Origin of the sequence: Cytobacillus kochii (assembly GCF_044790165.1) — a bacterium.
Classification (GTDB): Bacteria; Bacillota; Bacilli; order Bacillales; family Cytobacillaceae; genus Cytobacillus; species Cytobacillus kochii.
This window is the reverse complement of sequence record NZ_CP085254.1, coordinates 2,021,066-2,044,396: the sequence shown is the minus strand read 5'-3', so window position 1 is coordinate 2,044,396 and position 23,331 is coordinate 2,021,066. Positions and strand designations below refer to the sequence as shown.

20 protein-coding genes are annotated in these 23,331 nt (G+C 36.5%); 3 read left to right on the top strand and 17 right to left on the bottom strand.

Features of this window, described 5'->3' with window-relative positions; all coding sequences use genetic code 11:
• Positions 1 to 93 precede the first annotated feature (93 nt).
• Positions 94 to 378, top strand: coding sequence for a DUF4257 domain-containing protein (locus LG276_RS10705; protein ID WP_224936226.1), 285 nt, complete (start codon positions 94 to 96; stop codon positions 376 to 378).
• Positions 379 to 1,081: 703 nt separating this feature from the next.
• Here the strand turns inward: LG276_RS10705 and LG276_RS10700 are convergent.
• The 7 genes from LG276_RS10700 to hflX all read right to left on the bottom strand — a co-directional run bounded on the left by LG276_RS10700 (position 1,082) and on the right by hflX (position 7,416).
• Positions 1,082 to 1,429: a hypothetical protein gene (locus LG276_RS10700; protein ID WP_224936225.1), complete on the bottom strand. Its 348-nt coding sequence runs from the start codon at positions 1,427 to 1,429 to the stop codon at positions 1,082 to 1,084.
• 267 nt (positions 1,430 to 1,696) lie between these two features.
• Positions 1,697 to 2,038: a hypothetical protein gene (locus LG276_RS10695; RefSeq protein ID WP_095369439.1), complete on the bottom strand. Its 342-nt coding sequence runs from the start codon at positions 2,036 to 2,038 to the stop codon at positions 1,697 to 1,699.
• A gap of 258 nt (positions 2,039 to 2,296) precedes the next feature.
• Complete coding sequence (locus LG276_RS10690; RefSeq protein ID WP_224936224.1) at positions 2,297 to 2,599, bottom strand: hypothetical protein; 303 nt, start codon at positions 2,597 to 2,599, stop codon at positions 2,297 to 2,299.
• Between the two features lie 300 nt (positions 2,600 to 2,899).
• The gene (gene glnA / locus LG276_RS10685) at positions 2,900 to 4,234 is read right to left on the bottom strand and encodes a type I glutamate--ammonia ligase (RefSeq protein WP_224936223.1); all 1,335 of its coding nucleotides are present in this window, start codon (positions 4,232 to 4,234) and stop codon (positions 2,900 to 2,902) included.
• Positions 4,235 to 4,275: 41 nt separating this feature from the next.
• Positions 4,276 to 4,686 (bottom strand): MerR family transcriptional regulator, encoded by a 411-nt coding sequence (locus LG276_RS10680; RefSeq protein ID WP_095369443.1) that lies wholly within the window; start codon positions 4,684 to 4,686, stop codon positions 4,276 to 4,278.
• A 180-nt stretch (positions 4,687 to 4,866) separates the two neighbouring features.
• Entirely contained in the window at positions 4,867 to 6,141 is a 1,275-nt protein-coding gene (locus LG276_RS10675) for a methionine gamma-lyase family protein (RefSeq protein ID WP_251161488.1), read from the bottom strand.
• 18 nt (positions 6,142 to 6,159) lie between these two features.
• On the bottom strand, positions 6,160 to 7,416 hold the full coding sequence (hflX, locus tag LG276_RS10670; RefSeq protein WP_251161487.1) for a GTPase HflX: 1,257 nt from the start codon (positions 7,414 to 7,416) through the stop codon (positions 6,160 to 6,162).
• A 241-nt stretch (positions 7,417 to 7,657) separates the two neighbouring features.
• Between hflX and LG276_RS10665 the strand changes: the two genes are divergently transcribed.
• Positions 7,658 to 8,266, top strand: coding sequence for a trimeric intracellular cation channel family protein (locus tag LG276_RS10665; RefSeq protein ID WP_095369445.1), 609 nt, complete (start codon positions 7,658 to 7,660; stop codon positions 8,264 to 8,266).
• A 134-nt stretch (positions 8,267 to 8,400) separates the two neighbouring features.
• On the opposite strand, the gene spoVK is transcribed toward LG276_RS10665, so the two are convergent.
• From spoVK to miaA, 3 genes are all read right to left on the bottom strand, one after another.
• The gene (gene spoVK, locus LG276_RS10660) at positions 8,401 to 9,351 is read right to left on the bottom strand and encodes a stage V sporulation protein K (RefSeq protein ID WP_095369446.1); all 951 of its coding nucleotides are present in this window, start codon (positions 9,349 to 9,351) and stop codon (positions 8,401 to 8,403) included.
• 288 nt (positions 9,352 to 9,639) lie between these two features.
• Positions 9,640 to 9,870, bottom strand: coding sequence for an RNA chaperone Hfq (gene hfq / locus LG276_RS10655; RefSeq protein WP_095369447.1), 231 nt, complete (start codon positions 9,868 to 9,870; stop codon positions 9,640 to 9,642).
• A gap of 28 nt (positions 9,871 to 9,898) precedes the next feature.
• Complete coding sequence (gene miaA / locus LG276_RS10650; RefSeq protein WP_251161486.1) at positions 9,899 to 10,864, bottom strand: tRNA (adenosine(37)-N6)-dimethylallyltransferase MiaA; 966 nt, start codon at positions 10,862 to 10,864, stop codon at positions 9,899 to 9,901.
• A gap of 308 nt (positions 10,865 to 11,172) precedes the next feature.
• On the opposite strand from miaA, the gene mreBH reads away from it, so the two are divergent.
• Positions 11,173 to 12,183 carry a rod-share determining protein MreBH gene (gene mreBH / locus LG276_RS10645; protein WP_095369449.1) on the top strand — a complete coding sequence of 337 codons (1,011 nt, stop codon included), beginning with the start codon at positions 11,173 to 11,175 and terminating at the stop codon, positions 12,181 to 12,183.
• Positions 12,184 to 12,303: 120 nt separating this feature from the next.
• Here the strand turns inward: mreBH and mutL are convergent, their stop codons facing one another.
• The 7 genes from mutL to LG276_RS10610 form a co-directional block, all read right to left on the bottom strand.
• On the bottom strand, positions 12,304 to 14,163 hold the full coding sequence (gene mutL / locus LG276_RS10640) for a DNA mismatch repair endonuclease MutL (protein WP_251161485.1): 1,860 nt from the start codon (positions 14,161 to 14,163) through the stop codon (positions 12,304 to 12,306).
• A gap of 21 nt (positions 14,164 to 14,184) precedes the next feature.
• Positions 14,185 to 16,785 carry a DNA mismatch repair protein MutS gene (gene mutS, locus LG276_RS10635; RefSeq protein ID WP_251161484.1) on the bottom strand — a complete coding sequence of 867 codons (2,601 nt, stop codon included), beginning with the start codon at positions 16,783 to 16,785 and terminating at the stop codon, positions 14,185 to 14,187.
• Between the two features lie 161 nt (positions 16,786 to 16,946).
• A complete protein-coding gene (locus LG276_RS10630; protein ID WP_095369452.1) occupies positions 16,947 to 17,489 on the bottom strand; it encodes an outer spore coat protein CotE in 543 nt (180 codons plus the stop codon).
• A gap of 1,047 nt (positions 17,490 to 18,536) precedes the next feature.
• Positions 18,537 to 18,962, bottom strand: a complete 426-nt coding sequence (locus LG276_RS10625) for a RicAFT regulatory complex protein RicA family protein (RefSeq protein ID WP_095369453.1) — start codon at positions 18,960 to 18,962, stop codon at positions 18,537 to 18,539.
• A gap of 1 nt (position 18,963) precedes the next feature.
• Positions 18,964 to 20,508, bottom strand: coding sequence for a tRNA (N6-isopentenyl adenosine(37)-C2)-methylthiotransferase MiaB (gene miaB / locus LG276_RS10620; RefSeq protein ID WP_224936216.1), 1,545 nt, complete (start codon positions 20,506 to 20,508; stop codon positions 18,964 to 18,966).
• Between the two features lie 217 nt (positions 20,509 to 20,725).
• Entirely contained in the window at positions 20,726 to 21,592 is an 867-nt protein-coding gene (locus LG276_RS10615; RefSeq protein WP_095369455.1) for a 2-oxoacid:ferredoxin oxidoreductase subunit beta, read from the bottom strand.
• Positions 21,593 to 23,326, bottom strand: coding sequence for a 2-oxoacid:acceptor oxidoreductase subunit alpha (locus tag LG276_RS10610; protein WP_251161483.1), 1,734 nt, complete (start codon positions 23,324 to 23,326; stop codon positions 21,593 to 21,595).
• Positions 23,327 to 23,331: the final 5 nt, after the last annotated feature.

The window sequence follows — 23,331 nt, the reverse complement described above, 5'->3', positions numbered from 1 at the left end:
TACATGGAGACAAAAATATATTATAATGAAATTTACACCAAGAATCAACCTAAGGTCGCAAAAAAATCTCGGCTTTAGGAGTGTGAAGGAAAAATGTTAATGAACATTCTCTTCGCTGCGTTGATTGGTGGAATTGTCGGTGTTGCAGGACATTTGCAGAGATTAGGCAAACTAGTCAAGCCACGGATGACAAAAAAATTCATTTATTTAGGGTTCTTAGAAGACATCTTACTAGGAGGACTGGCGGCCGTATTTGTCATTGTGACAACAACACCGGATTCCCCCACTGCTGTTTTCATCATCTCTCTCGTATCTGGTATGGGAGGTGAGGGTATCTTAAAATTATTAGATACCCTAAAAGTAAAAGATCAAGAATAAAATTTTATTCCGTTCTTATGAACGGTTTTTTGTTGTTTATAACAAGAACAAATTATATCTAGCCAACTTCTACTTTTTACCTTTTATTCAAGCGCTAGAAATACCCGCTTAAACAGTCTGTTTCACCTTAATGAAAGGGATATAACACATTACCGTTTCGTTTAACTTTGAGTAGCTTCTTAAATTGTCATATGTATGTCTTACACAGCACATAGAACCACTCTTCTGAAGTACGGTTCATCAATTCAATACGAAATAATGTTTTTAAACATGATGTTTTATGGGTAAATAAAAAATAAAGCATTTTTCATGAAAAACAGATGGCTAAATGGATTAAATGCTAATTATTCAATTGATTGGTAACTATAACCACTTACTTCTTAATACTTACACCTTAAATTCGGTTCATAAATGAATCATTTGCACCCTTGATTTTACATACCCCATAATCCACAAGTATAGAATCGCTTAAAATACTATTTCTTATTGATTTCGATTATCCGCATCAATACTTATAAATTTTCTTCCTAATATTAATAAATCTGTAGACAAACTCATATAAGGAGTTTGTCTACAGTCTGAAGCTGCCGCTAAAACTGCATTTGAAGATGCCTTTTAGTATCAGCAATAGTTATTTTCCCATATATTAGCTTCCATTAAAACAAAGTAAAAGCACTTTCAACTTACGGGTTTCCTAAGTTCCTTATACTTCAACTGCAACGATATCATCACAACAGATCGTAGTAATTCGTACACGAGCTTTCTTGTCACAACAACAATGATCGTGACGATCATCGTGACGATCACAGTCTGCTTTAGCTAGGAAGACTAAATTACCGCGAATATCGATAAACTCCCCGAACACATGGCCGCCACCTTTAAGAAATACTCTCACATCCTCACCACGGGAAATGTTCTTAAAGAACTCATCACAGCCACAATCCTTATTGTCATCTTTGCTGTAATTACCACAACCATGATTGTTGTTGTCATATCCATATGAGTCTGAATATCTTGGTCTTCTTCCAAAAAAACAATTATTATATCCCATATCTCTTCCTCCTTTCTATCATTATGTTAATACTATATGTCGAGGGTCTTGGAGGTGTACGGGCTATATCCCCCTGTTAAAAGACCATTTTATTTTCTCTGTGAACCTTCTTTTTGTTTGTCAAACCTAACTATAAAATAAAGAAGCAGCCGTTATGGCTGCTTTGGACTCGATTTTTGGTATCTATTAAATAGATACCAAGTTGAATGTTAATACTAAACAGTTATAGCCCTTGCATCCGCTAAGACACAATAAAGAAACTCCTAACTATCGTGTTTCAACTGCAACGATATTATCGCAACAGATCGTAGTGATTCTTACACGATTTTTCTTGTCGCAACAATCGTCGTGACGATCATCGTGACGATCACAGTTAGCTTTTGCTAAGAAAACTAAATTACCGCGAACATCAACGAATTCTCCTGTCACATGGTCGCCGCCTTTAAGAAATACTCTCACATCCTCACCACGGGAGATATTCTTAAAGAACTCATCACAGCCACAATCCTTGTTGTCGTTTTTACTGTAATTACCACAACCGTGATTGTTGTTGTCATATGAGTCTGAATATCTTGAGCCTCTTCCATAGAAATTATTATTACATCCCATTTTACTTCCTCCTTTCTATGATTATGTTAATACTATATGTGGATGGTCTTAAGGTTGTACGGGCTATATCCCCCTGTTGAAAGACCATTTTATTTTCTCTGTGGACCATCTTTTTGTTTTTCAAACCTATAAAAAAGCAGCCATTATGGCTGCTTTTAACTGAGACCCTTTTTAGTTTCTATTAATTAGTTGAATGATGATACAAAGCAGTTATAACCCTTGCATTAACTTCTTTTAGACTCATAAAAAGGACTCTTACTATCGAGTTTCAACTGCAATGATATCATCACAACAGATCGTAGTAATTCTTACACGATCTTTTTTGTCGCAACAATCTTTGTGACGATCATCATGACGATCATCGTGACGATTACAGTTAGCTTTTGCTAGGAAAACTAAATTTCCACGAACATCGATAAACTCTCCGAACACATGGCCGCCACCTTTAAGGAATACTTTCACATCCTCACCACGGGAAATGTTCCTAAAGAATTCATCACATCCACAATCGTTATGATCATATCCGTATGAGTCTGAATAGTTTTGATTATTATATCCCATATTCTCATCCTCCTTTCTCTGATTATGTTAATACTATATGTGGAAGATGAAGAGTTGTACGGGCTATATTACCTTGTTAAAAGACCATTTTATATTTTATATGACATCTTCTTAAGTTTTATAAAAAATCAGATGTTAAGGCTACTTCTATAAATTAAATGTAAAGAGGTTCATAATAAACGCCTCAAGGATGATCCTCACCGCTTTACTTTCTTCTATTTTTAAATACAAAAAGACTGTAGGTACCTCGATTACACCGAGTTTACCTACAGTCTGAAAAAACCACTTTGGTATTATCTATTAATACATTTGTAAATATTGCTCGCGTTCCCAAGGGTGAACTTGCGTTCTAAACATATCCCACTCAATTTCTTTTGCTTCGATAAAGTGTTCAAGAATATGTTCACCAAGTGCAGCTACCATTACTTCATCTTGTTTAAGAAGTTCTAGCGCGCTATAAAGTGTAGCTGGAAGATCTTTAATACCTTCAGCTTCACGTTCCTCTTTGCTCATAACATAGATATTACGATCTACTGGAGCTGGTGGTGTTAGGTTGTTTTTCACACCATCTAATCCAGCTTTAAGAAGAACAGCCATTGCAAGGTATGGATTGGCAGCTGGGTCAACACTACGTACTTCTACACGTGTACTGACACCACGTGATGCTGGGATACGAATAAGTGGTGAACGGTTTCTTGCAGACCAAGCAACATAACAAGGAGCTTCATATCCAGGCACTAAACGTTTGAAAGAGTTTACTGTTGGATTTGTTACAGCTGTGAAACTTGGTGCATGGTTAATGATACCTGCAATAAAATTACGTGCTGTATCACTAAGTTCTAAATCACCTTTTGTATCATAGAATGCATTTACACCATTTTTAAATAATGAAACGTTACAGTGCATACCTGATCCGTTCACACCGAATAATGGTTTTGGCATAAATGTTGCGTGTAAACCGTGTTTACGTGCAATTGTTTTAACCACTAATTTAAATGTTTGGATATTATCACATGCTGTAAGTGCATCAGCATATTTAAAATCGATTTCATGTTGCCCTGGAGCCACTTCATGGTGAGAAGCTTCAATTTCAAAGCCCATTTCTTCAAGCTCAAGAACGATATCACGACGGCAATTTTCACCTAAGTCAGTCGGAGCTAAATCAAAATAACCACCATTATCATTAAGTTCTAAAGTTGGTTCACCTTGTTGATCTAACTTAAATAAGAAGAATTCCGGTTCAGGTCCAAGATTGAAGTCTGTAAAACCGAGGTCTTCCATTTCTTTAAGGATTCTTTTTAAGTTATTACGAGGGTCTCCCGCGAATGGCGTACCATCTGCATTATAAATATCGCAGATTAAACGAGCTACTTTTCCTTTTTCCGCCGTCCAAGGGAATACAACCCATGTGTCTAGGTCTGGGAATAAATACATATCTGATTCTTCAATGCGAACGAAACCTTCAATTGAGGAACCATCAAACATCATTTTATTGTCCAAAGCTTTTTCAAGCTGACTAATTGGAATTTCTACGTTTTTAATTGTTCCTAGAATGTCAGTAAATTGCAATCTAATAAATTTAACATTTTCTTCTTCAGCAATACGTCTGATATCTTCTTTAGTGAATTTTGCCACCTTGTGTTTCCTCCTTTAAAGTCAAGAAAAGATTTTTTATTTTAATGGAAAAAGCGTGATAAATCACCTTGCCTTAAAGACGATCGAGTAAACCTACCTGCTTGCATAAATTCTTTACGCAAAAGCTTTCTCAATTCGTCATCTGACAAATCGTGTCTCACTTTTTCTTCTTGCTTCTTAAATGCTTGTTCATCCATCTCTTGTTGTTGTTTCACTGTGAATAGTTGCTTTATTCCCGCCATATTGACACCTTGATCAATTAAATCTTTGATCTCTAGCAATTTATCAATATCATTCAATGAATATAGCCTTCTATTCGTATCCGTTCTAGCTGGAGTAATCAATTGGTGTTCTTCATAATAGCGAATCTGTCTTGCTGTTAGCTCAGTCAGCTGCATCACAATGCCAATTGGAAAGAGCGGCATGGAACGACGTATTTCACTTCCAGTCAACCATCTCTCCTCCTTCATTCTTTTACTTTTAATTTCTTTGTATCTTATATCCTATTATATGTCGTGTTAGATAATCTGTCAACAAAATGTTATGTTTTATCACATGGAAATCATGAAATTTTCAAACTTTTTTCCTAATACTGAAAGGAGGCAGCGTATATCCGTCTCCTTTCTCTATATTTATTGATACTTTTGAATGAGGTCTTTCTCTAATAATTGGTCTAAGGCCGTACAAATGGCGATTTTTACATGTGAATAGGTTAATCCACCTTGAACATATGCTTCATACGGGGGCCGAATAGGACCGTCTGCTGTAAGCTCAATACTTGCTCCTTGTATAAAAGTACCCGCAGCCATAATGACATCATCCTCATATCCTGGCATATATGCTGGATAAGCAGTAACGTGAGAGTTGATTGGGGATGCATATTGAATCGCTTGACAAAAGGCAACCATCATTTTAGCTTCACCAAATTGTACTGATTGTATTAGGTCTGTTCTCTCTGCATCCCATCTTGGATTAGTTTTCATCCCAAAGTATTCGAGGATTGCTGCTGTAAAAACCGCTCCCTTCAAAGCCTGTCCCACTACATGAGGGGCTAAGAAAAAGCCCTGATACATCTCCTGTAAACTATATAGTGATGCTCCAGCTTCCGCTCCAATGCCAGGGGAAGTTAATCGATAAGCGCAGGCTTCTACAAGGGCTTTTTTTCCAACAATGTAACCACCCGTTTTCGCCAATCCACCGCCAGGGTTCTTAATAAGGGAACCGGCCATTAAATCGGCACCAACATGACAAGGTTCCATCTCTTCAACAAATTCACCGTAACAATTATCTACGAAGATAACGACTTCAGGGTTGATGGACTTAACAAAATGAATCATTTCTTTTATTTCATTTATTGTAAATGATGGTCTTTCCGCATAACCTTTTGAACGTTGTATACCAACCATCTTTGTTGAAGATGTCATTCTTTCTTTGATTACCTCAAAATCAACAGTACCATTCGCTTGCAATTCAACCGCATCATACCCAATACGAAATTCTTTTAGAGACCCTACCCCTTTACCTCTTATACCGACGATTTCTTCTAACGTATCGTAAGGTTTACCCGTAATATATAAAAGGTCATCCCCCGGTCGTAAAATACCAAATAGCGCAGTGGATATAGCATGAGTACCAGAAATGATTTGTGGTCTAACCAATGCGGCTTCGCCACCAAAGACATCTGCATAGATTAATTCTAAAGTATCTCTACCCGCATCGTCATAACCATATCCCGTCGAGGGTATAAAGTGGCTATCACTTACACGGTGTTTTTGAAAACTCTGCAGAACCCGAAATTGATTCTCATCTATTCTTTCCTCTATTTTATGTGTCACACAAGAAATTTTTTTTTCTACTTCTTGAACAATCTCAGAAAGAGATTCTCCATTTATTAAGCTTTGGAACATGATCTACACCTTTACTTTCTATACTCTATAATGATTTAGCATTTGTGTGATTGGATGATCTTTGAAGTAAAAACCTTTAGCCAAATACATTTGTTTTTCTTCTATAAACTCACTACTCCGCACAATAGTCACCGTATTTAGGAGCGATAATAACTTTCCTTCTGAAGCAGGGATTGCAGCAGTATACGAGTCCATTAATTGGGTGATCGCTCGTTCAATTGCTTCTTTTAGCAAATAGAGATCACGATCATTTAATGCACTCATTTGTAACGTGTCCCTACCTTTTGTTGGAATGAACCTTTCATGTGCTTCATCTTTTTTATTATAAACAATCAATTGTGGAATCTCTTCCTGCTCTAAGTCATCAATTAATTGTTGTACGGTTTGTTCATGTTGGGTGTAGTCCGGATTAGACATATCAACTACATGTAAAATGAGATCCGCTTCGTTTACTTCTTCTAAAGTAGATCTAAAAGCTGCAATTAACGTAGTCGGTAAGTCTTGTATAAATCCAACTGTATCGGTTAAAAGGGCTGTATATCCACTTGGTAAAGACATTTTTCTTGTCATTGGATCAAGTGTGGCAAATAATTGATTTTCTTCATAGGAATCAGCTTCGGTTAGACGGTTAAACAGTGTCGATTTACCCGCATTCGTATAACCTACTAAGGCTATTTGCAGTACTTGATTCTTCTTTCTTCTTTCGCGATAACGCTTCCTATGATGAACAACTGCCCTTAATTGCTTATCAATATCATCAATTTTCCTTCGGATGTGACGGCGATCTGATTCAAGCTTTGTCTCACCTGGACCTCTTGTCCCAATTCCCCCGCCTAGTCGTGAAAGTGCTGTTCCTTGTCCCAATAATCTCGGTAGTAAATATTTTAATTGAGCTAGTTCAACTTGCAGTTTCCCTTCTTTTGAACGAGCTCTGCCCGCAAAAATATCAAGAATCAACTGGGTTCGATCAATAATTCTTGCCGAAATGACTTCGGATAAGTTACGAACTTGACTAGGAGATAGTTCATCATTAAAAATAATCACATCTGCTTCGGTCTCTTCTTGTAGGCGTGATATTTCTTCAACTTTCCCTCTTCCTATATATGTAGATGGATGAATTCTCTCTCTTTTTTGTACAACACTTGTAATCACTTCACCTTTAGCTGTTTTTGTTAGTGACACAAGCTCATCCATTGAATAACTATATTGCAAATCGTCTTCAGTCGTTTGACAGCCGACAAGTATCGCTTTTTCTTTAAAAGACTGTTGTTCCATTAAAGCCCTACTTTCTTTTTAACATATCATTATCATATCAAATTCTTTTGTAATTCACTAATTATTCTTTACGTTAAAGGGAGAAAATTTCCGGTTATCCAAAATGTCCCTGCTAAGTTATCAATAAATATTGTTTACCACAAAAATTTATTTATTGAAAATCATTGATTTCATGCTTTTTCATGTTAAAATCTATATGTTTGTGTTTTTGCAGGATTTTAAGAACGTGTGGTGATATGTGATGTTAACTTGGGATTTTTTAAGTATGATTGGTACAATTGCTTTTGCCATTAGCGGTGCTATCGTAGCAATGGAAGAAGATTATGATATATTAGGCATTTATATTTTAGGTATTGTCACTGCCTTTGGTGGGGGAGCCATCCGTAATTTATTAATTGGGGTACCCGTTTCAACATTGTGGGAACAGGGAACTTTTTTTCAAATCGCCCTCTTGTCTATTACATTGATTATTATTTTTCCCCATCACTTATTGAAGCATTGGCATAAATGGGGGAACTTCACTGATGCCATCGGATTATCAGCATTTGCTATACAAGGTGCACTTTATGCTGCTGATATGAATCATCCATTAAGCGCAATTATCGTTGCCGCAGTATTAACCGGTAGTGGTGGTGGAATGATTCGTGATTTATTAGCACAAAGAAAACCTTTGGTATTACGATCAGAAATCTATGCGGTTTGGGCGATTATTACTGGGCTATTAATCGGATTAAATATTTTCACATCAGCAGTAGAACTCATTATATTATTCATAACAATTACCGCCCTTAGAGTATTATCTTACACTTATAAATGGAAACTTCCTACAAAACAATTCAAGTTAAATTAAAGATAAAATAGTAAAAAAACAGAGCCACGTTTCAGCCCACGATAAGAGGTAGGAGACCGGCTCTGCTTTTTTCAATTTGCATCTCTATTAATAACAAAAAACAAACTCCTAAATTAATCGGAGCTAAAACAAAGTCAATCATCTTCTTCAAAAACTAAGTCGTTGCTTCTAATAGTCATTAATTCATGGCGGTCATAATGACTTTGCATTAAAAGCCTCATGGATTGTGCACGTATTGCCTTTTCGATAATATTTCTTATATATCTTCCATTAGAAAATGTTTGTGGATTTAAGACTGTTTTAACCCAAAGTAAGTGATCTTTTAATTTCCTTTCACTTTCTCTACTAAGTACGTACTCTTTTTGTTTCAGCATTCTTTGCCCGATTTCCATTAGTTGTTCAATTGAATAATCTGGAAAATCAATAACAAGCGGAAATCTAGAATGTAAACCCGGATTCAAAGATAAAAAATAGTCCATTTCTTTTGAATATCCGGCTAAAATCAGTATAAAATCATGCTGTTTATCTTCCATATGTTTCACTAATGTATCGATTGCCTCTTTACCAAAATCCTTTTCCCCTCCTCTACCGAGGGAATAAGCTTCATCGATAAAAAGTATGCCTCCGATTGCTTTCTTAATTAAATCTCTCGTTTTTTGAGCTGTATGGCCAATATATTCTCCTACTAAGTCAGCCCTTTCAGCTTCGATCAAATGTCCCTTTGTCAAAACATCCATTTTTTGAAATAGCTTACTTATTAACCTTGCTACCGTTGTTTTCCCTGTACCAGGGTTTCCCTTGAACATCATATGAAGGGACTGCTTTCCCGCTTTCAGTCCTGCTTCTTCTCGCTTTTTGTTCACATAGATCCAGGCATAAATTTCTTTAATCATTCTCTTCATTTCTTCCATGCCAACTAAGGCAGCTAATTCTTCTTCAATTTCTCTAAGAGCAAGATGCTCTGATTGTAAGGTTTTTTGTACAACATTCGGTTCGGGTATTTCCTTTGTTAAGGCTTTTCTTTTTTGAGAATTTAGTACAATACTGATTTGTCCATTATTTTTCAAACGAATCGGCTGATCCAATAGCTTTCACCTCACATTCTCTTGCACCAGTATACGCTAAGATTGCCTTAATTGTGACAAAAGCCTAGTCGTTATCTCAAGTCGTTATTTAGCCTATTCTATTATTAGAAGTTAGAGTCTTCTTGTTCATATATATTCAATTTGGAGGAAAATCATTAAAGTTTTTTTAGTGAAAACAAAATTGTTAATGATTTACAAATTATAGAAATAACTGAATATTCTTCCAACAAGATTCCCAAAGCATAAGAAAAAGCCCGCATTATTTGCGGACTCGACAAGGCAACTTTATTATTTTTGTTCCATATCTAGCGATACATTTCGTTGAGGAGCAAATGTTGAAATCGCGTGCTTATAAACAAGTTGTTGTTTTCCTTCTGATTCAAATAGGACAGTAAAATTATCAAATCCCTTTACTTGCCCCCTAATTTGGAAACCGTTTAATAAGAAAACTGTCACATTGGCATTATCTTTTCGCAATTGATTTAGAAATTGATCTTGGATATTGATTGATGTTTTCATTACAAATCCTCCTCTTTTATCTCTATTATTATGTATTCGATTTAATTTTCAGCTTTCCTTCAATCGTTACATAAATTTCATTTATTTTTTTATGAAAACCCTTTGAATCGAGAGCTTCACTCATATCTATCCAACTAACATCCAGTTTATTACGAAACCAGGTTAGCTGTCTTTTGGCATATCTTCGTGAGTTTTGCTTTAGCTGATCAACAGCCTCGTCTAAAGTAATCAAACCATCAAAATAAGGGTAGAATTCCTTATATCCTATCGCTTGCATGGACTGACAGTTTTGCAATTCTTTATCACAAAACCCTCTCACCTCTTCCAATAGGCCATTATCCATCATCATATCTATTCTCTGATTAATCCGTTTATACAAAAGATCTCTATCCATTGTTAAACCGATTACAGCGGCATTATATATCGATTCAAGTTCCTGTTTACTTTGCCACTCTGTCATCGTTTTTCCTGTACAATGGTATACTTCGAGAGCCCGAATCACTCTTCGAATATTATTCGGATGTATTTTTCCCGCAGATACCGGATCGACCACCTGTAATTCCTTATGAATACAAACATTCCCTTCAACCTTCGCCCTTTTCTCTAAGCGATATCGAAAATCATCATCTGAAGGGGCATTTGAAAATTGATAGTCAAATAGAACGGATTGTATATATAGTCCTGTGCCCCCTACAATAATGGGTAACTTCCCTTTACTACTAATTTCACTTATCTTTTCTCTGACAATTGTTTGAAATTCAGCTGTCGAAAAACTTTCATCTGGCTCTTTAATATCAATTAAATGATGGCTGATACCTTCTGTCTCTTCTTTCGTTATTTTAGCTGTACCAATGTCCATACCTTTGTAAACTTGCATGGAATCACCACTAATAATTTCACCATTATATTTTTTTGCCAGTTCAATACTTGTTTTTGTTTTCCCTACAGCAGTAGGTCCTATAAGAATAATAATTTTTTCTTTTTGATTTGTCATTCACTCACACTGCCTTTTAGTCTTTCAATTTCTACCTTATCGTACCATAAGCATAGGAAGGAAAAAAGACAATCAATACTCAAACATTATTCACCCTTTTTCTACAAATTAAACCTTTTTTATTGCGGATTCGATTCTTTTTTACAGTGGAGATTACATTTTTATAACGTTTTATTTACATTCAGGCTTCTATAGTCGTTTCATGTTACCTTATAAAAAGCGGAGTTTAAGATAAGATGTCTTATGAATATGGTCTTATGAAAAAGGATTGAGACGAAGCAGAATTATAGGAAATTAGGTGATTGATAATGATAGGAAATGCTGAAATTGGAATCGATTTAGGAACAGCTAATATACTTGTTTATAGTAAGGCAAAAGGAATCGCTCTCAATGAGCCTTCTGTTGTTGCGATTGATACAGAAACAAAAAAAGTGCTTGCAGTTGGCTCTGAAGCAAAAGAAATGATTGGAAAAACACCGGGACGAATTGTCGCCATACGACCATTAAAAGATGGGGTAATTGCCGATTTCGATACAACGACGGAAATGTTACGTCATATTATGAAAAAGGCTGCAAAAGCTGGTGGCTTCTCAATTAGAAAGCCGAGTGTCGTTGTTTGTACACCTTCCGGGTCGACAAGTGTTGAAAGAAGAGCGATTCAAGACGCCGTACGAAACGCCGGTGCAAAAAAAGTTTTCGTTATTGAGGAACCTGTTGCAGCAGCAATTGGCGCGGGTATGCCAGTCGATGAGCCAGTCGCAAATGTAGTAGTTGACATAGGTGGCGGTTCAACTGAAGTGGCGATTATTTCCTTCGGTGGTGTAGTTGCTTGCCACTCCGTCCGTATTGGCGGAGACCGTTTAGACGATGATATTATTCAGTATGTGCGTAAAGAATATAACGTACTTATTGGTGAAAGAACAGCAGAGAATATTAAAATTGAAATTGGCCATGCGCTGATTAACCATGATGAATTAAAAATGGAGATACGTGGGAGAGATTTAGTTACTGGTTTACCAAAAACCATTGAGCTTTCTTCATTTGAAATTAGAGATGCGATGAAAGAAGCGTTACTCAGTATTTTAGAAGCACTAAGAGCAACTTTAGAAGATAGCCCTGCTGAATTAAGCGGTGATATCGTTGACCGTGGAGTCATTTTAACTGGCGGTGGAGCTTTACTTAACGGTATGCAAGAATGGATCAGCCAAGAGATTGATGTGCCTGTTCATCTTGCTCCAAATCCGTTAGAATCCGTTGCTATTGGAACAGGAAAATCATTAAAATACATGGATAAATTACAAACAGCCAATGCGAAATAATTAAAAAAGAGAGAACCGCGTATCACTATTTTTGCGGTTCTCTCTTTTTATGTGAACATAAGCGTTTTAGCGCGGTTTTCCTGTATCTTTCTTAAAACAAAGGCCTCTTTAAAGCTGGTCTTATATAATACGCTTAAACATTTTTTCCATTTCATATATAGAATAATGAATGATAATTGGGCGACCATGAGGACAAGTAAAAGGATCATTTGTTTGTCTTAACTCATCAAGTAATGCTTGAATCTCATCGTTACGTAAATGGCGATTTGCTTTAATGGAACCTTTACAACTCATCATGATAGCCGCTTCTTCTCTCAGTTTTTTTATATCCACTCGCTTCATATTCAGCAATTGTTCTATCATATCCACGATCGTTTCTTGTTCCTCTCCTTTAGGAAACCATTGTGGATGCGCACGAACGATATAACTGTTGTGGCCAAACTCCTCTAAGAAAACCCCCACTTTTTCAAGTTCGTCTTTATATTCTTCAATCTTTATCACATCGTCATTCGCATATTCAAAGGTCATTGGTATCAAAAGCTCCTGTAATTCACTTTCTACTTTCCCAACCTTTTCCTTAAAAAACTCATATTTGATTCTTTCCTGAGCCGCATGCTGATCAATGATATACAAACCATTATCATTTTGTGCAAAAATATACGTACCATGCATTTGACCTATCGGATACATCGCTGGGACTCTAGAAGGAAGCACGAATTCCTCTTCTTCTGCAAGCGTTATATTTTCTTCTTCTTGTAAGTCCACTTCTTTAGATGGAGCATAGACTTCTATTGCAGGAGCCGTTTCAAAGATCGTATTTTTTACCTGTTCGTTTGGTGTTACTGAATCTTCTTGGATGAATTGTACTTCTGTTGCTTTCCTTTCTTGCTCGATCTCTTTAAATGGTTTTCTTTCAGGTAAATGATCGAGGTGAAGGAATGTTTGTTCTTCTTTTGGCTTAATTATTTTCTTTTCGGTAAAGCCACTTGGAATTAATTCTTCTTTTTTAAAGACTTGTTTAATGGTGGCCGTTACTAATTCGTTTAATTCATGCTCTTTACTTAACCGAACTTCCATTTTAGAAGGATGAACGTTTACATCTACTAATAATGGGTCCATTTCAATGTTTAATAAAACAATGGGATACCGTCCTATCGGCAATAATGTATGATAACCTTCCTGAATCGCTTTCACTAGAGGGTAGTTTTTAATAAACCGACCATTGATCATCGTTGAAATATAATTTCTCGATGCTCTCGTTATTTCTGGTAACGCTACATAACCAGAAACCTTGAAGTCAAGGGACTGAGCTTGAATTGGTATCATTTTTTTGACAATATTTAAACCATAGATCGCCGCTAAAACTTGACGAACATCACCATTGCCTGTTGTTTTTAACAATTGTTTATCATTATGGAGTAACCTAAATGAGATCTCCGGGTGTGATAAAGATAAGCGATTCATGACATCTGTAATATTACCTAATTCAGTATGAATCGTTTTCATATATTTAAGTCTAGCCGGCGTATTGTAAAACAAATCTGACACGGTAATATCTGTACCTTTACGACTAGCTGCCTTTTCCATCGTTATAACTTTGCCGCCTTCAAGCACCACTCTCGTACCTATATCACTATGGCAAGTCTTTAATTCGACTTTGGAAACGGAAGCAATAGAGGGCAGCGCTTCCCCTCTAAATCCTAATGTGCGAATCCTAAATAGGTCGCTCTCGTCTTGGATTTTACTTGTCGCATGTCGATGGAACGCATGGAGAACGTCATCTTCTGCTATTCCTTCTCCATTATCGATGATACGGATACTTGAAAGGCCAGCTTCTTCTACTTCCACTTCAATGACAGAACTGCCAGCATCAATTGCATTTTCTACTAATTCTTTTACAACAGATGCTGGACGCTCAACGACTTCTCCTGCTGCGATTTTATTTGATAGATAATCATCTAAGAGCTTGATTTTACCCATTAGGATTCACCCTTTCAATCTTTATTTTAATTTTTTTTGTATCTCATATAAGGTATTTAATGCTGTCATCGGTGTCATTTCTAGAATGTCTAGTTTCTTTAGCTGATCAAGCAACTTTCTTTCCTTTGTTGCAATATTTGCTCCTCTTTTCGCTTGCGTTTCTTCTTCAAAGAATGACAATTGGCCAACCGCTTCTTCATGTACGTCTATTTTTGTGGCTGTTGCATTTATTTTTGATGAATCCTTTGCTTCTAGTCGCGTAAGGATTTCGTTTGCTCTTTGAATCAATGTCTCCGGTAGCTCTGCAAGTTGGGCAACATGTATACCATAACTTTTATCTGCTGAGCCTTCTTTAATCTTATGGAGAAACACGACCTTCCCGTTCTGTTCAACTGCACTTACATGCACATTTTCTAGACGGGGCAATTCCTCTGCCAAAACAGTAAGCTCATGATAATGCGTTGAGAACAATGTTTTCGCCCCAATATGGTGGTGAATATATTCAATAATCGCCTGAGCAAGGGCCATTCCATCATAGGTCGACGTTCCCCTACCAATTTCGTCAAATAGGATAAGACTATTTTCTGTTGCATGAACAATGGCATTCCTTGCTTCTAACATCTCGACCATAAATGTGCTTTGTCCCGATATTAAATCATCTGCCGCACCTATTCTAGTAAACACTTGGTCAAAAACAGGTAACACCGCTTGTTTGGCAGGAACAAAACAACCAACTTGTGCCAAAATCGAGGTTAAAGCAATTTGTCGCATATATGTACTTTTACCTGACATATTAGGTCCAGTAATAAGTAACAACTCTCTTTCCTCATCCATATAACAGTCATTTGCTACATATTCTTGCGCGTTCATCACTTTTTCAACTACCGGATGTCTCCCGTCCTCAATGACGATTTTCCGTTCACTAGAAAAGCTCGGTTTATGGTATTGCCGCTGTTCGCTAACTACAGAGAAACATTGCAATACATCCAATTCACTTATAAGCTTGGCAAGATTCTGGATGCGTGGAATATGCTCTTTCACCTGTTCCCTTACCGCTAAGAATAATGTGTATTCTAGGTCAACTGATTTTTCTTCCGCTTGTAGAATTAATGCCTCTTTTTCTTTTAGCTCTGGAGTAATAAACCTTTCAGCATTTGTTAAGGTTTGCTTTCGTTCATATAAACCTTCTTCTAACAGATGAAGATTAGACTTTGTCACTTCAATATAATATCCGAAGACACGATTGTATCCAATTTTTAATGACTTAATCCCTGTCTTCTCTCTCTCTCTCTTCTCAAGCTGAGCGATCCAATTTTTACCGTTTTTCGTTGCGTCACGATATTGATCGAGTTCTTCATTAAAACCATCAGCAATAATATTCCCTTCCTTGATGGTTAACGGGGGATTATCGGTAATGGCTCTTTCTAACAAGTCGGTTACATCCTCACAAGGATCAAGTTCATTTGCCAACTGTTTGGCTACGTTATTCGTTAACTGATTCACTACATGACCTATTTTGGGTACTTGCTGTAATGATTTTTGCAATTGATATAAGTCACGAGCATTGACATTACCGAATGCGACTCTACCTGCAAGTCGCTCTAAGTCATATACCTCTTTTAAAGTATCTCTTAGCTCTTCTCGTTCGAAATAATGATTCATGAAAGTTTCCACCATTGATTGTCGTTCTATAATGGCATCCTTATTAATTAACGGACGATCTATCCATTGTTTTAACATTCTCGAACCCATCGCTGTTTTCGTTTCATCCAGCAGCCAAAGAAGTGAACCTTTCTTTCCATTTGAACGCATCGTTTCAGTTAGTTCTAGGTTTTTCTTCGAGAAATAATCAATTTTCATAAATTGGTTCACTTCATACACTTCAGCAAGTTGCAAATGGTCAAGGCTACGTTTTTGTGTTTTGTATAAATAATTATATAATCTCATTACTGTTTCACGCAGACGATCATTTGCTAACTTTGCTACACTTTCCTGAAACACTTCCCGAGTTTGGATATCGTCTTCAATAGAAATGGTCAGTACCATTCTCTCTTTCATCTTTTTGAGCCATTTATCTGAGAACTGCGAAGAGACGACAATTTCTTTCGCATTAGAAACTGAAAGCTCATTCAAAATGGAAGTAAAACCATCAGTTATAATGGTCGCTTTTGTTTCTCCTGTTGATAAATCACTATATGCAAAACCATAAGTATCATCTTCAAATGCGCTTACTGTAGCAATATAGTTATTTTCCTTTTCATTTAACCCCTTACCTTCCATCCGAGTCCCAGGTGTAATTAATTGAACAACTTCCCTTTTGACCACACCTTTAGCCTGTTTCGGATCTTCGGTTTGTTCACATATGGCTACTTTGTAGCCTTTTTCAATTAAGCGTTCGATATAATTCGGGGCTGAATGATAAGGTACCCCGCACATCGGTATGCGGTCTTCAGCTCCTCCGTCTCTACTTGTTAATGTAATTTCTAACTCTCTTGATGCTGAAATCGCATCTTCAAAAAACATCTCATAAAAATCGCCTAAACGAAAAAATAAAAAGGCATCTTGATAATCTGCCTTTACCCTTAAATATTGTTGTATCATCGGCGTATATGTTGCTGCCATAATTTCCTCCACATAATTCATAATCTATTATTTTCTTATCTCATTATATCATACTTGAAAGTCAACAAACGATTAGAAATGCTTCATACTCTTACCCGCCTTAACTCTTCAACACTTTGAAAAAAGAAAAAAACTAGGAAGTAAAACCTCCTAGTTAGTTTTTATTCCTCTTCAGTTCCAATGATGAAGTCTGGGTTTAAGTCTTCAAATTCCTCATCTTCTGCTTCTAATCCCCAATCTTCATCTTCGCAGTCACCAGCATCAGCAACTGCTACACAAATCTTTGTTTCTCCAATGACTTCAACAATAAACTCTCTCTCTACATGTACAATAATTTTATTGCCATTTTTAGAGATTGTTGCTTCAATACAGTTTGGTTGTTGAACGACCCGTGCAACAACTTCAATATCGTCAAGGATTTCTTCATCACGATACTTCACTTTGATTACATCTTTGTATTCCACGCACTCTGTAACTACTTCAGTTTGCGTGTTATCTTTATAAGAATACCAGATATTGATATCAAAGCTTCCGCTAACCTCTACAGTATTTCCCACCTTTTTCGCTTTGTACTTATGGTTAATGATCCAAGCACCAAGAATACTAGATGGGTGGTGTTGAGGACAAACCGTGTGATTGGACTGGATAAACTTACGTCCTTTCGCAACGACTGCCTTCGTTATTATCTCTCTATAGTCTCCCATTGCGAGCGAACCCTCCTCATTCATTTTCAATTCATCCTATGCGGGATATTAGACTAGTGTGCGACATATTTTCTTGTGGGCAATTAGCCAAATCCATTAGCATGCTTTATCATATGCCACATACGGGCGAGTGTTACGGACTGAGGTGGGCAAGGGCCCAATCTAGGAAAGATTTTTCATCAACTTCTTATAACATTTTCTCTCACTTTTGGTGCAACTGCCTGTATTGATTGTCACGTAGCTATTAAATTAATTATAAGAGGATGGAAGTGGTGTTATTGGGAGAGTTGTCTAACAAAGGATTTATTGGTCAGTTAAATAGAACGTTGAAAACACATCTTTACTTGTTGAAAATTTGAATTCTCAAATTTCACCTTACTTATGGTTTGTTCTCAATTATATTGTTTTCTTATAGTCCACTTTTTCATTTCTCACAAAACGGCGTATAATTAGTGATATAAATTTACTCCAAATAAGATTCATATATAAGTGAGAATAGCCGTTTAAATAAGCGCAGATCGGCAGCGCTGGGTATTATTACTGGTCTTTAGGCCATTTTTTAACTATATCTTTATCACTTTTCAGTTTTTCATCAACAAAGGTACTGCAGCTACAATCGATTCAATCATTGCCCAAAACAACAACGATGCAGATGTATAATCAAATTAATAGTAAAAGTATTGTTTTTAGAAAGGACGATTATGGATTGGAGGAAATTGGTGTAAATTGGTGTAAATACAGTTGCATTGAATGTGATGGATTTATTTTAACAAGCAAAAAAAGACCATATTTTCATCTCACACAACGAAGGAAAAGATGGTAAAACCATATTTTTACCCTATTTTGATAATCATTCCACACTACAATTTGTCTATCCATATCTATTCAATAATAAGAAGTTTGAAATCTAAGTAATCAATAAGAAACATTTCCTTCCTTAAAAGAACATTAAACTTATAAAAACGAGTTTCTAAAAGCTGCTGATATCAATAGTAAAAAATCAAAAGGGTGATCACATCGACTTGTGATCACCCTTCCATTTCATTCTTAATGTTGACAGCCTGAATTTTTCAATTGTGAACCGGTTTGACCAGATAGTAAATCGCCACCAGTTGACGAAATAATCTCATCCGTTACTCTGTTAGAAATGGCTGAAGAGACAATTTGTAATAAATCATTTACATCCACTTGAGATTGTTTAAACTCTTGAACAACAGGAATTGCATCTAGCTCTTCTTCAAGAGAATCAATTTTTGCTTCTGTTTTTCTTAAAGCTTCCTCTTTCCCATAATGTTGTAAATTAACCGCTTGTTTTTGTAGACCTTTAATTTGCGTAATAATCTTTGAAACTTTTTCATTCTCATTAATTTGTGCTTCCGCACGTTTAAAGAAATCTACTTCTTCCGTTTCAGCAATCATTACAGCTAGTTCCCTTGCACGTTTTACAATATCATCTTTAGAATACTTCGCCATCTTAGCTCACCTCAAGATTTTCTTTTTCTTCAATCATCTCACCATTAAGTGACCAAGTTTTAGCATCCGTCACTTTCACCTTGACGATTTTTCCTATTGCTGTCTTCGGTCCTTTAAAGTTTACCAACTTGTTCTTTCTTGTATAGCCTGCCAATGTATCAGGGTTATTTTTGCTTTCCCCTTCTACTAACACTTCAACTATTTCATCTTTGTATTTCTTCATAGATTCAGCAGATATTTCATTTACTAGCGCGTTTAATCTTTGTAAGCGTTCCTTCTTCACTTCCATTGGTACATTATCCTTCATTTTCGCAGCAGGTGTACCTTCACGAGGAGAATAGATAAAAGTATACGCCGCTTCAAAACCTACTTCACGATAGAGCGACATCGTTTCCTCGAACTGTTCTTCAGTTTCATTCGGATAACCAACAATAATATCCGTAGTAAAAGTTGCTCCTGGTATGTTTTCTTTTATTTTGCGTACTAACTCTAGGAACTGTTCTCTCGTGTACTTTCTAGCCATAATTTTCAATACATCATTAGAACCTGATTGCACAGGTAAATGAATATGTTCTACAAGATTGCCGCCTTTTGCCAGCACTTCAATGAGATGGTCATCAAAGTCACGTGGATGACTAGTGGTAAAACGGACCCTAGGAATATCAATTTTATGAATTTCATCCATTAAATCCCCAAGACCATACTTCATGTCTTTAAAGTCTTTACCGTAAGCATTCACATTTTGTCCTAATAAAGTAATTTCTTGATAGCCTTTTGCCGCTAGTTGACGAACTTCTTGAATGATATCTTCTGGTCTGCGACTTCTCTCTTTTCCTCTTGTATAAGGAACGATGCAATACGTACAGAATTTATCACAGCCATACATAATATTTACCCAAGCCTTGATATTACCTCTTCTCACTTTAGGTAAATTTTCAATCACATCGCCTTCTTTAGACCAAACTTCAAGTACCATTTCCTTAGACATATAAGCTTCTTGTAAAATATTTGGCAAGCGGTGAATATTATGTGTTCCAAACACCATATCTACTTGGTTATATGTTTTAAGAATTTTATTAACAACAGATTCTTCTTGAGACATACACCCACAAACACCGATAAGTAAATCAGGATTTTGTTGTTTTAAATGTTTCAAATGTCCGAGTTCCCCAAACACCTTATTTTCCGCATTTTCACGGATTGCACAAGTGTTTAGAAGAATCACATTGGCATCATCTACGGATTCAGTTGGTTCATAGCCTAAATTCATAAAAATCCCTGCCATTACTTCCGTGTCATGCTCATTCATTTGACATCCATATGTACGGATATAGAACTTACGACCTTCCCCTAAGCCGGCAAATTCACTTGGTATTTCAAAATCCTTATGGTATTCGACATCTTCTTTTCCACGTTTCTTCGCATCCTTTAAAGATGGAGCTGTATACACATGTTCAAAATACTTACTGTAATCCTTTTCGGATTTTTTGTCCGCAGGATTTGCGACCTTTACTTGTTGACTTTCTAATCTTTGTTTTTCATTCATTTACGACATGCCCCTTTCTATGATACTGTAGGCGATTTCTATCCATTATTTCTATACACATTACTATAGTATAAAGCGTATTTCTATTGAACACAATAGCAATGCACCTGATCTATTCTTTTTCGTAGGCAAGTATTAAAAATAGGCTTACATTCTATGAAGAATAAAAAAGACCTAAGAAAATCAACAATGGATTCTCTTAAGTCTTTTATTTAATTTACATAAATTCTTCTACTAATTTATCAAAGTAGGCTTGATCTAAGTTTAAATCAGCCTTTGCTAACGGTGTCTCTGAATAACCATGTAGCATTTCCTGATAAGACTTACGCTCAGTGTCTTGATAAATAAGTCCAGTTACTAATCCTTCGTGTTTCATTAAGGTTTGCATTGCTTGTTCTCTATTAGAAGAATCGTATCCTTCAATATCTTTTAATTTAGTTAAATTCGCTTTAAACCAATCATACGTATTGATTTTGTTATAAGTGACACATGGACTAAACACATTAATAAGTGAAAATCCATCATGTTGAATTCCTTGTTCAATGAGAGCAGTTAAATCTTTCAAGTCGGTTGAAAAACTTTGTGCAACAAAAGTAGCTCCTGCCGTTAAAGCCATTTCCATTGGTGAAATCGCTTGTTCAATGGAACCTTCAGGTGTTGATTTTGTTTTAAAGCCGGTAGATGAACGCGGAGATGTTTGCCCCTTTGTTAAGCCATAAATTTGGTTATCCATTACGATATACGTAACATTTATATTACGGCGAATAGCATGAATCGTATGCCCCATACCGATAGCAAAGCCATCCCCGTCACCACCAGAAGCAATAACAGTTAAGTCCTTATTCGCCATTTTAACACCTTGAGCAATCGGTAATGAACGTCCATGGATTCCGTGAAATCCATATGAATTAATATAGCCAGAAATTCGTCCAGAACAGCCAATTCCAGATACTACAGCTAACTCTTCAGGTTCTAAACCAACATTAGCTGATGCGCGTTGAATAGCAGCTTGAACAGAGAAGTCACCACAGCCTGGGCACCAATTCGGTTTTACATTATTTCGAAAGTCTTTAAACGTAGCCATTTAGAACAACTCCTTGCACTTTGTATGGATTTCGTGCGGCAAGAAAGGATTCCCGTCGTACTTATTATATTTAATGATTTTATTCGCATGTCCAACATTCATTTTGATAATATTTGCTAACTGTCCAGTGGCATTATTCTCAACTACCACAACCTTTTTAGCAGATGCGACTAACGGCATTAACTCATCAGTTGGGAATGGATGAATCAAACGAATATGTGCGTGATTGACCTTCAAACCGTCTGCTTCTAATCTAGTAATCGCTTCTTCAATTGCACCTCTTGTTGAAATGAAACCAACTAATAACAAGTCTGCTTCTTCATGAGGGGCATTTTTATATACTGGTGTATTAAATTTCACATTTTCAATTTTACGGAACCGTTTATCCATTTGTTGAATACGATTTGCTGCTGATTCCGATGGTTTTCCAGATTGATCATGCTCTACACCTGTAACATGGTGGATCCCATATTTCATTCCTGGGATTACCCTTGGCGAAACGCCATCCTCTGTCACTTCATAACGTTTAAAATATTCTTTGCTATCTATTTCAGGTAGATCGCCTTGTAGCTTCCCACGGCGAATTTCTACTTCATTAAAATTCAATGGTTCCACTGTTTGTTTACCTAATGATAATTGTAGATCTGATAAAACAATAACAGGACATTGATATTCTTCAGCTAGATTAAATGCTTCAGCAGTATCATAAAACGCTTCCTGTACTGTACTTGGTGCAAGAACAATTTTTGGAATTTCTCCATGTGTTCCATAAATCATAGCCATTAAATCTGACTGTTCTTGTTTTGTTGGTAGACCTGTTGACGGACCACCACGCTGAGTATCAACAATAACTAATGGTGTCTCTGTAATACCCGCTAGACCAATCGATTCCATTTTCAAAGATAATCCTGGACCGGCTGAGGCTGTGAAAGCACGTACTCCTGCATAGTTGGCACCAATCGCCATAGTTGCAGCAGCAATTTCATCCTCCGTCTGAATAACAGTACCACCAAGTTCAGGTAATTTTTTTATTAAATACTCCATAATTTCCGAGGCTGGTGTAATTGGATAAGCAGCCATAAATCGACTTCCTGCAGCTAATGCGCCCAGAGCAATGGCATCATTTCCGATCATGAACATTCTTTTCTTACCATCCGCTTCATCCAACTGCATCAAGCCATCTGTTTTACCTAATTGTTCAACTGTTGTATCATAGCCAGCTTTTATCGCTTCCATATTTTTATCTACAACGGCTTGTCCTTTGCGAGCAAAAATCTCTTCTACTACTTCTTTGAAAACTTCCACATCCAAATTTAAAACGGCGCAAGTTGAGCCTACAGCGACCATATTTTTCATCAGCGATGTACCCAAATCAGTCGCCATTTGTGTAAATGGAACAGATAGAAGTATCGCGTTTGTATCTTCTGGTTTCACTGGATTAAATTTTGCATCTGCTAAGATGATCCCACCATCATGTAACTCTTTATAATTGACATCTATCGTTTCTTGGTCAAACGCCACAAGAACGTCTAAATCATCCGCAACAGACCGAGTTTGAGAGGTACTCACACGAATTTTATTATTCGTATGCCCCCCTTTGATACGAGAAGAAAAATGACGGTATCCGTATAAATAATAGCCAAGGCGATTCAATGCAATAGAAAATATTTCACCAGTACTTTCAATTCCTTCGCCTTGTTGTCCGCCAACCTTCCACGAAAGTTGTTTCACCATGTCCT

Coding starts and splice junctions, on each gene's coding strand:
- hflX (WP_251161487.1), bottom strand. CDS start 7,416: ATGGAACAACAGTCTTTTAAAGAAAAAGCGATACTTGTCGGCTGTCAA.
- LG276_RS10675 (WP_251161488.1), bottom strand. CDS start 6,141: ATGTTCCAAAGCTTAATAAATGGAGAATCTCTTTCTGAGATTGTTCAA.
- LG276_RS10695 (WP_095369439.1), bottom strand. CDS start 2,038: ATGGGATGTAATAATAATTTCTATGGAAGAGGCTCAAGATATTCAGAC.
- mutL (WP_251161485.1), bottom strand. CDS start 14,163: ATGGGTAAAATCAAGCTCTTAGATGATTATCTATCAAATAAAATCGCA.
- mreBH (WP_095369449.1), top strand. CDS start 11,173: ATGATAGGAAATGCTGAAATTGGAATCGATTTAGGAACAGCTAATATA.
- LG276_RS10610 (WP_251161483.1), bottom strand. CDS start 23,326: ATGGTGAAACAACTTTCGTGGAAGGTTGGCGGACAACAAGGCGAAGGA.
- LG276_RS10630 (WP_095369452.1), bottom strand. CDS start 17,489: ATGGGAGACTATAGAGAGATAATAACGAAGGCAGTCGTTGCGAAAGGA.
- mutS (WP_251161484.1), bottom strand. CDS start 16,785: ATGGCAGCAACATATACGCCGATGATACAACAATATTTAAGGGTAAAG.
- LG276_RS10625 (WP_095369453.1), bottom strand. CDS start 18,962: ATGGCGAAGTATTCTAAAGATGATATTGTAAAACGTGCAAGGGAACTA.
- LG276_RS10705 (WP_224936226.1), top strand. CDS start 94: ATGTTAATGAACATTCTCTTCGCTGCGTTGATTGGTGGAATTGTCGGT.
- miaB (WP_224936216.1), bottom strand. CDS start 20,508: ATGAATGAAAAACAAAGATTAGAAAGTCAACAAGTAAAGGTCGCAAAT.
- hfq (WP_095369447.1), bottom strand. CDS start 9,870: ATGAAAACATCAATCAATATCCAAGATCAATTTCTAAATCAATTGCGA.
- LG276_RS10615 (WP_095369455.1), bottom strand. CDS start 21,592: ATGGCTACGTTTAAAGACTTTCGAAATAATGTAAAACCGAATTGGTGC.
- LG276_RS10690 (WP_224936224.1), bottom strand. CDS start 2,599: ATGGGATATAATAATCAAAACTATTCAGACTCATACGGATATGATCAT.
- LG276_RS10665 (WP_095369445.1), top strand. CDS start 7,658: ATGTTAACTTGGGATTTTTTAAGTATGATTGGTACAATTGCTTTTGCC.
- LG276_RS10700 (WP_224936225.1), bottom strand. CDS start 1,429: ATGGGATATAATAATTGTTTTTTTGGAAGAAGACCAAGATATTCAGAC.
- miaA (WP_251161486.1), bottom strand. CDS start 10,864: ATGACAAATCAAAAAGAAAAAATTATTATTCTTATAGGACCTACTGCT.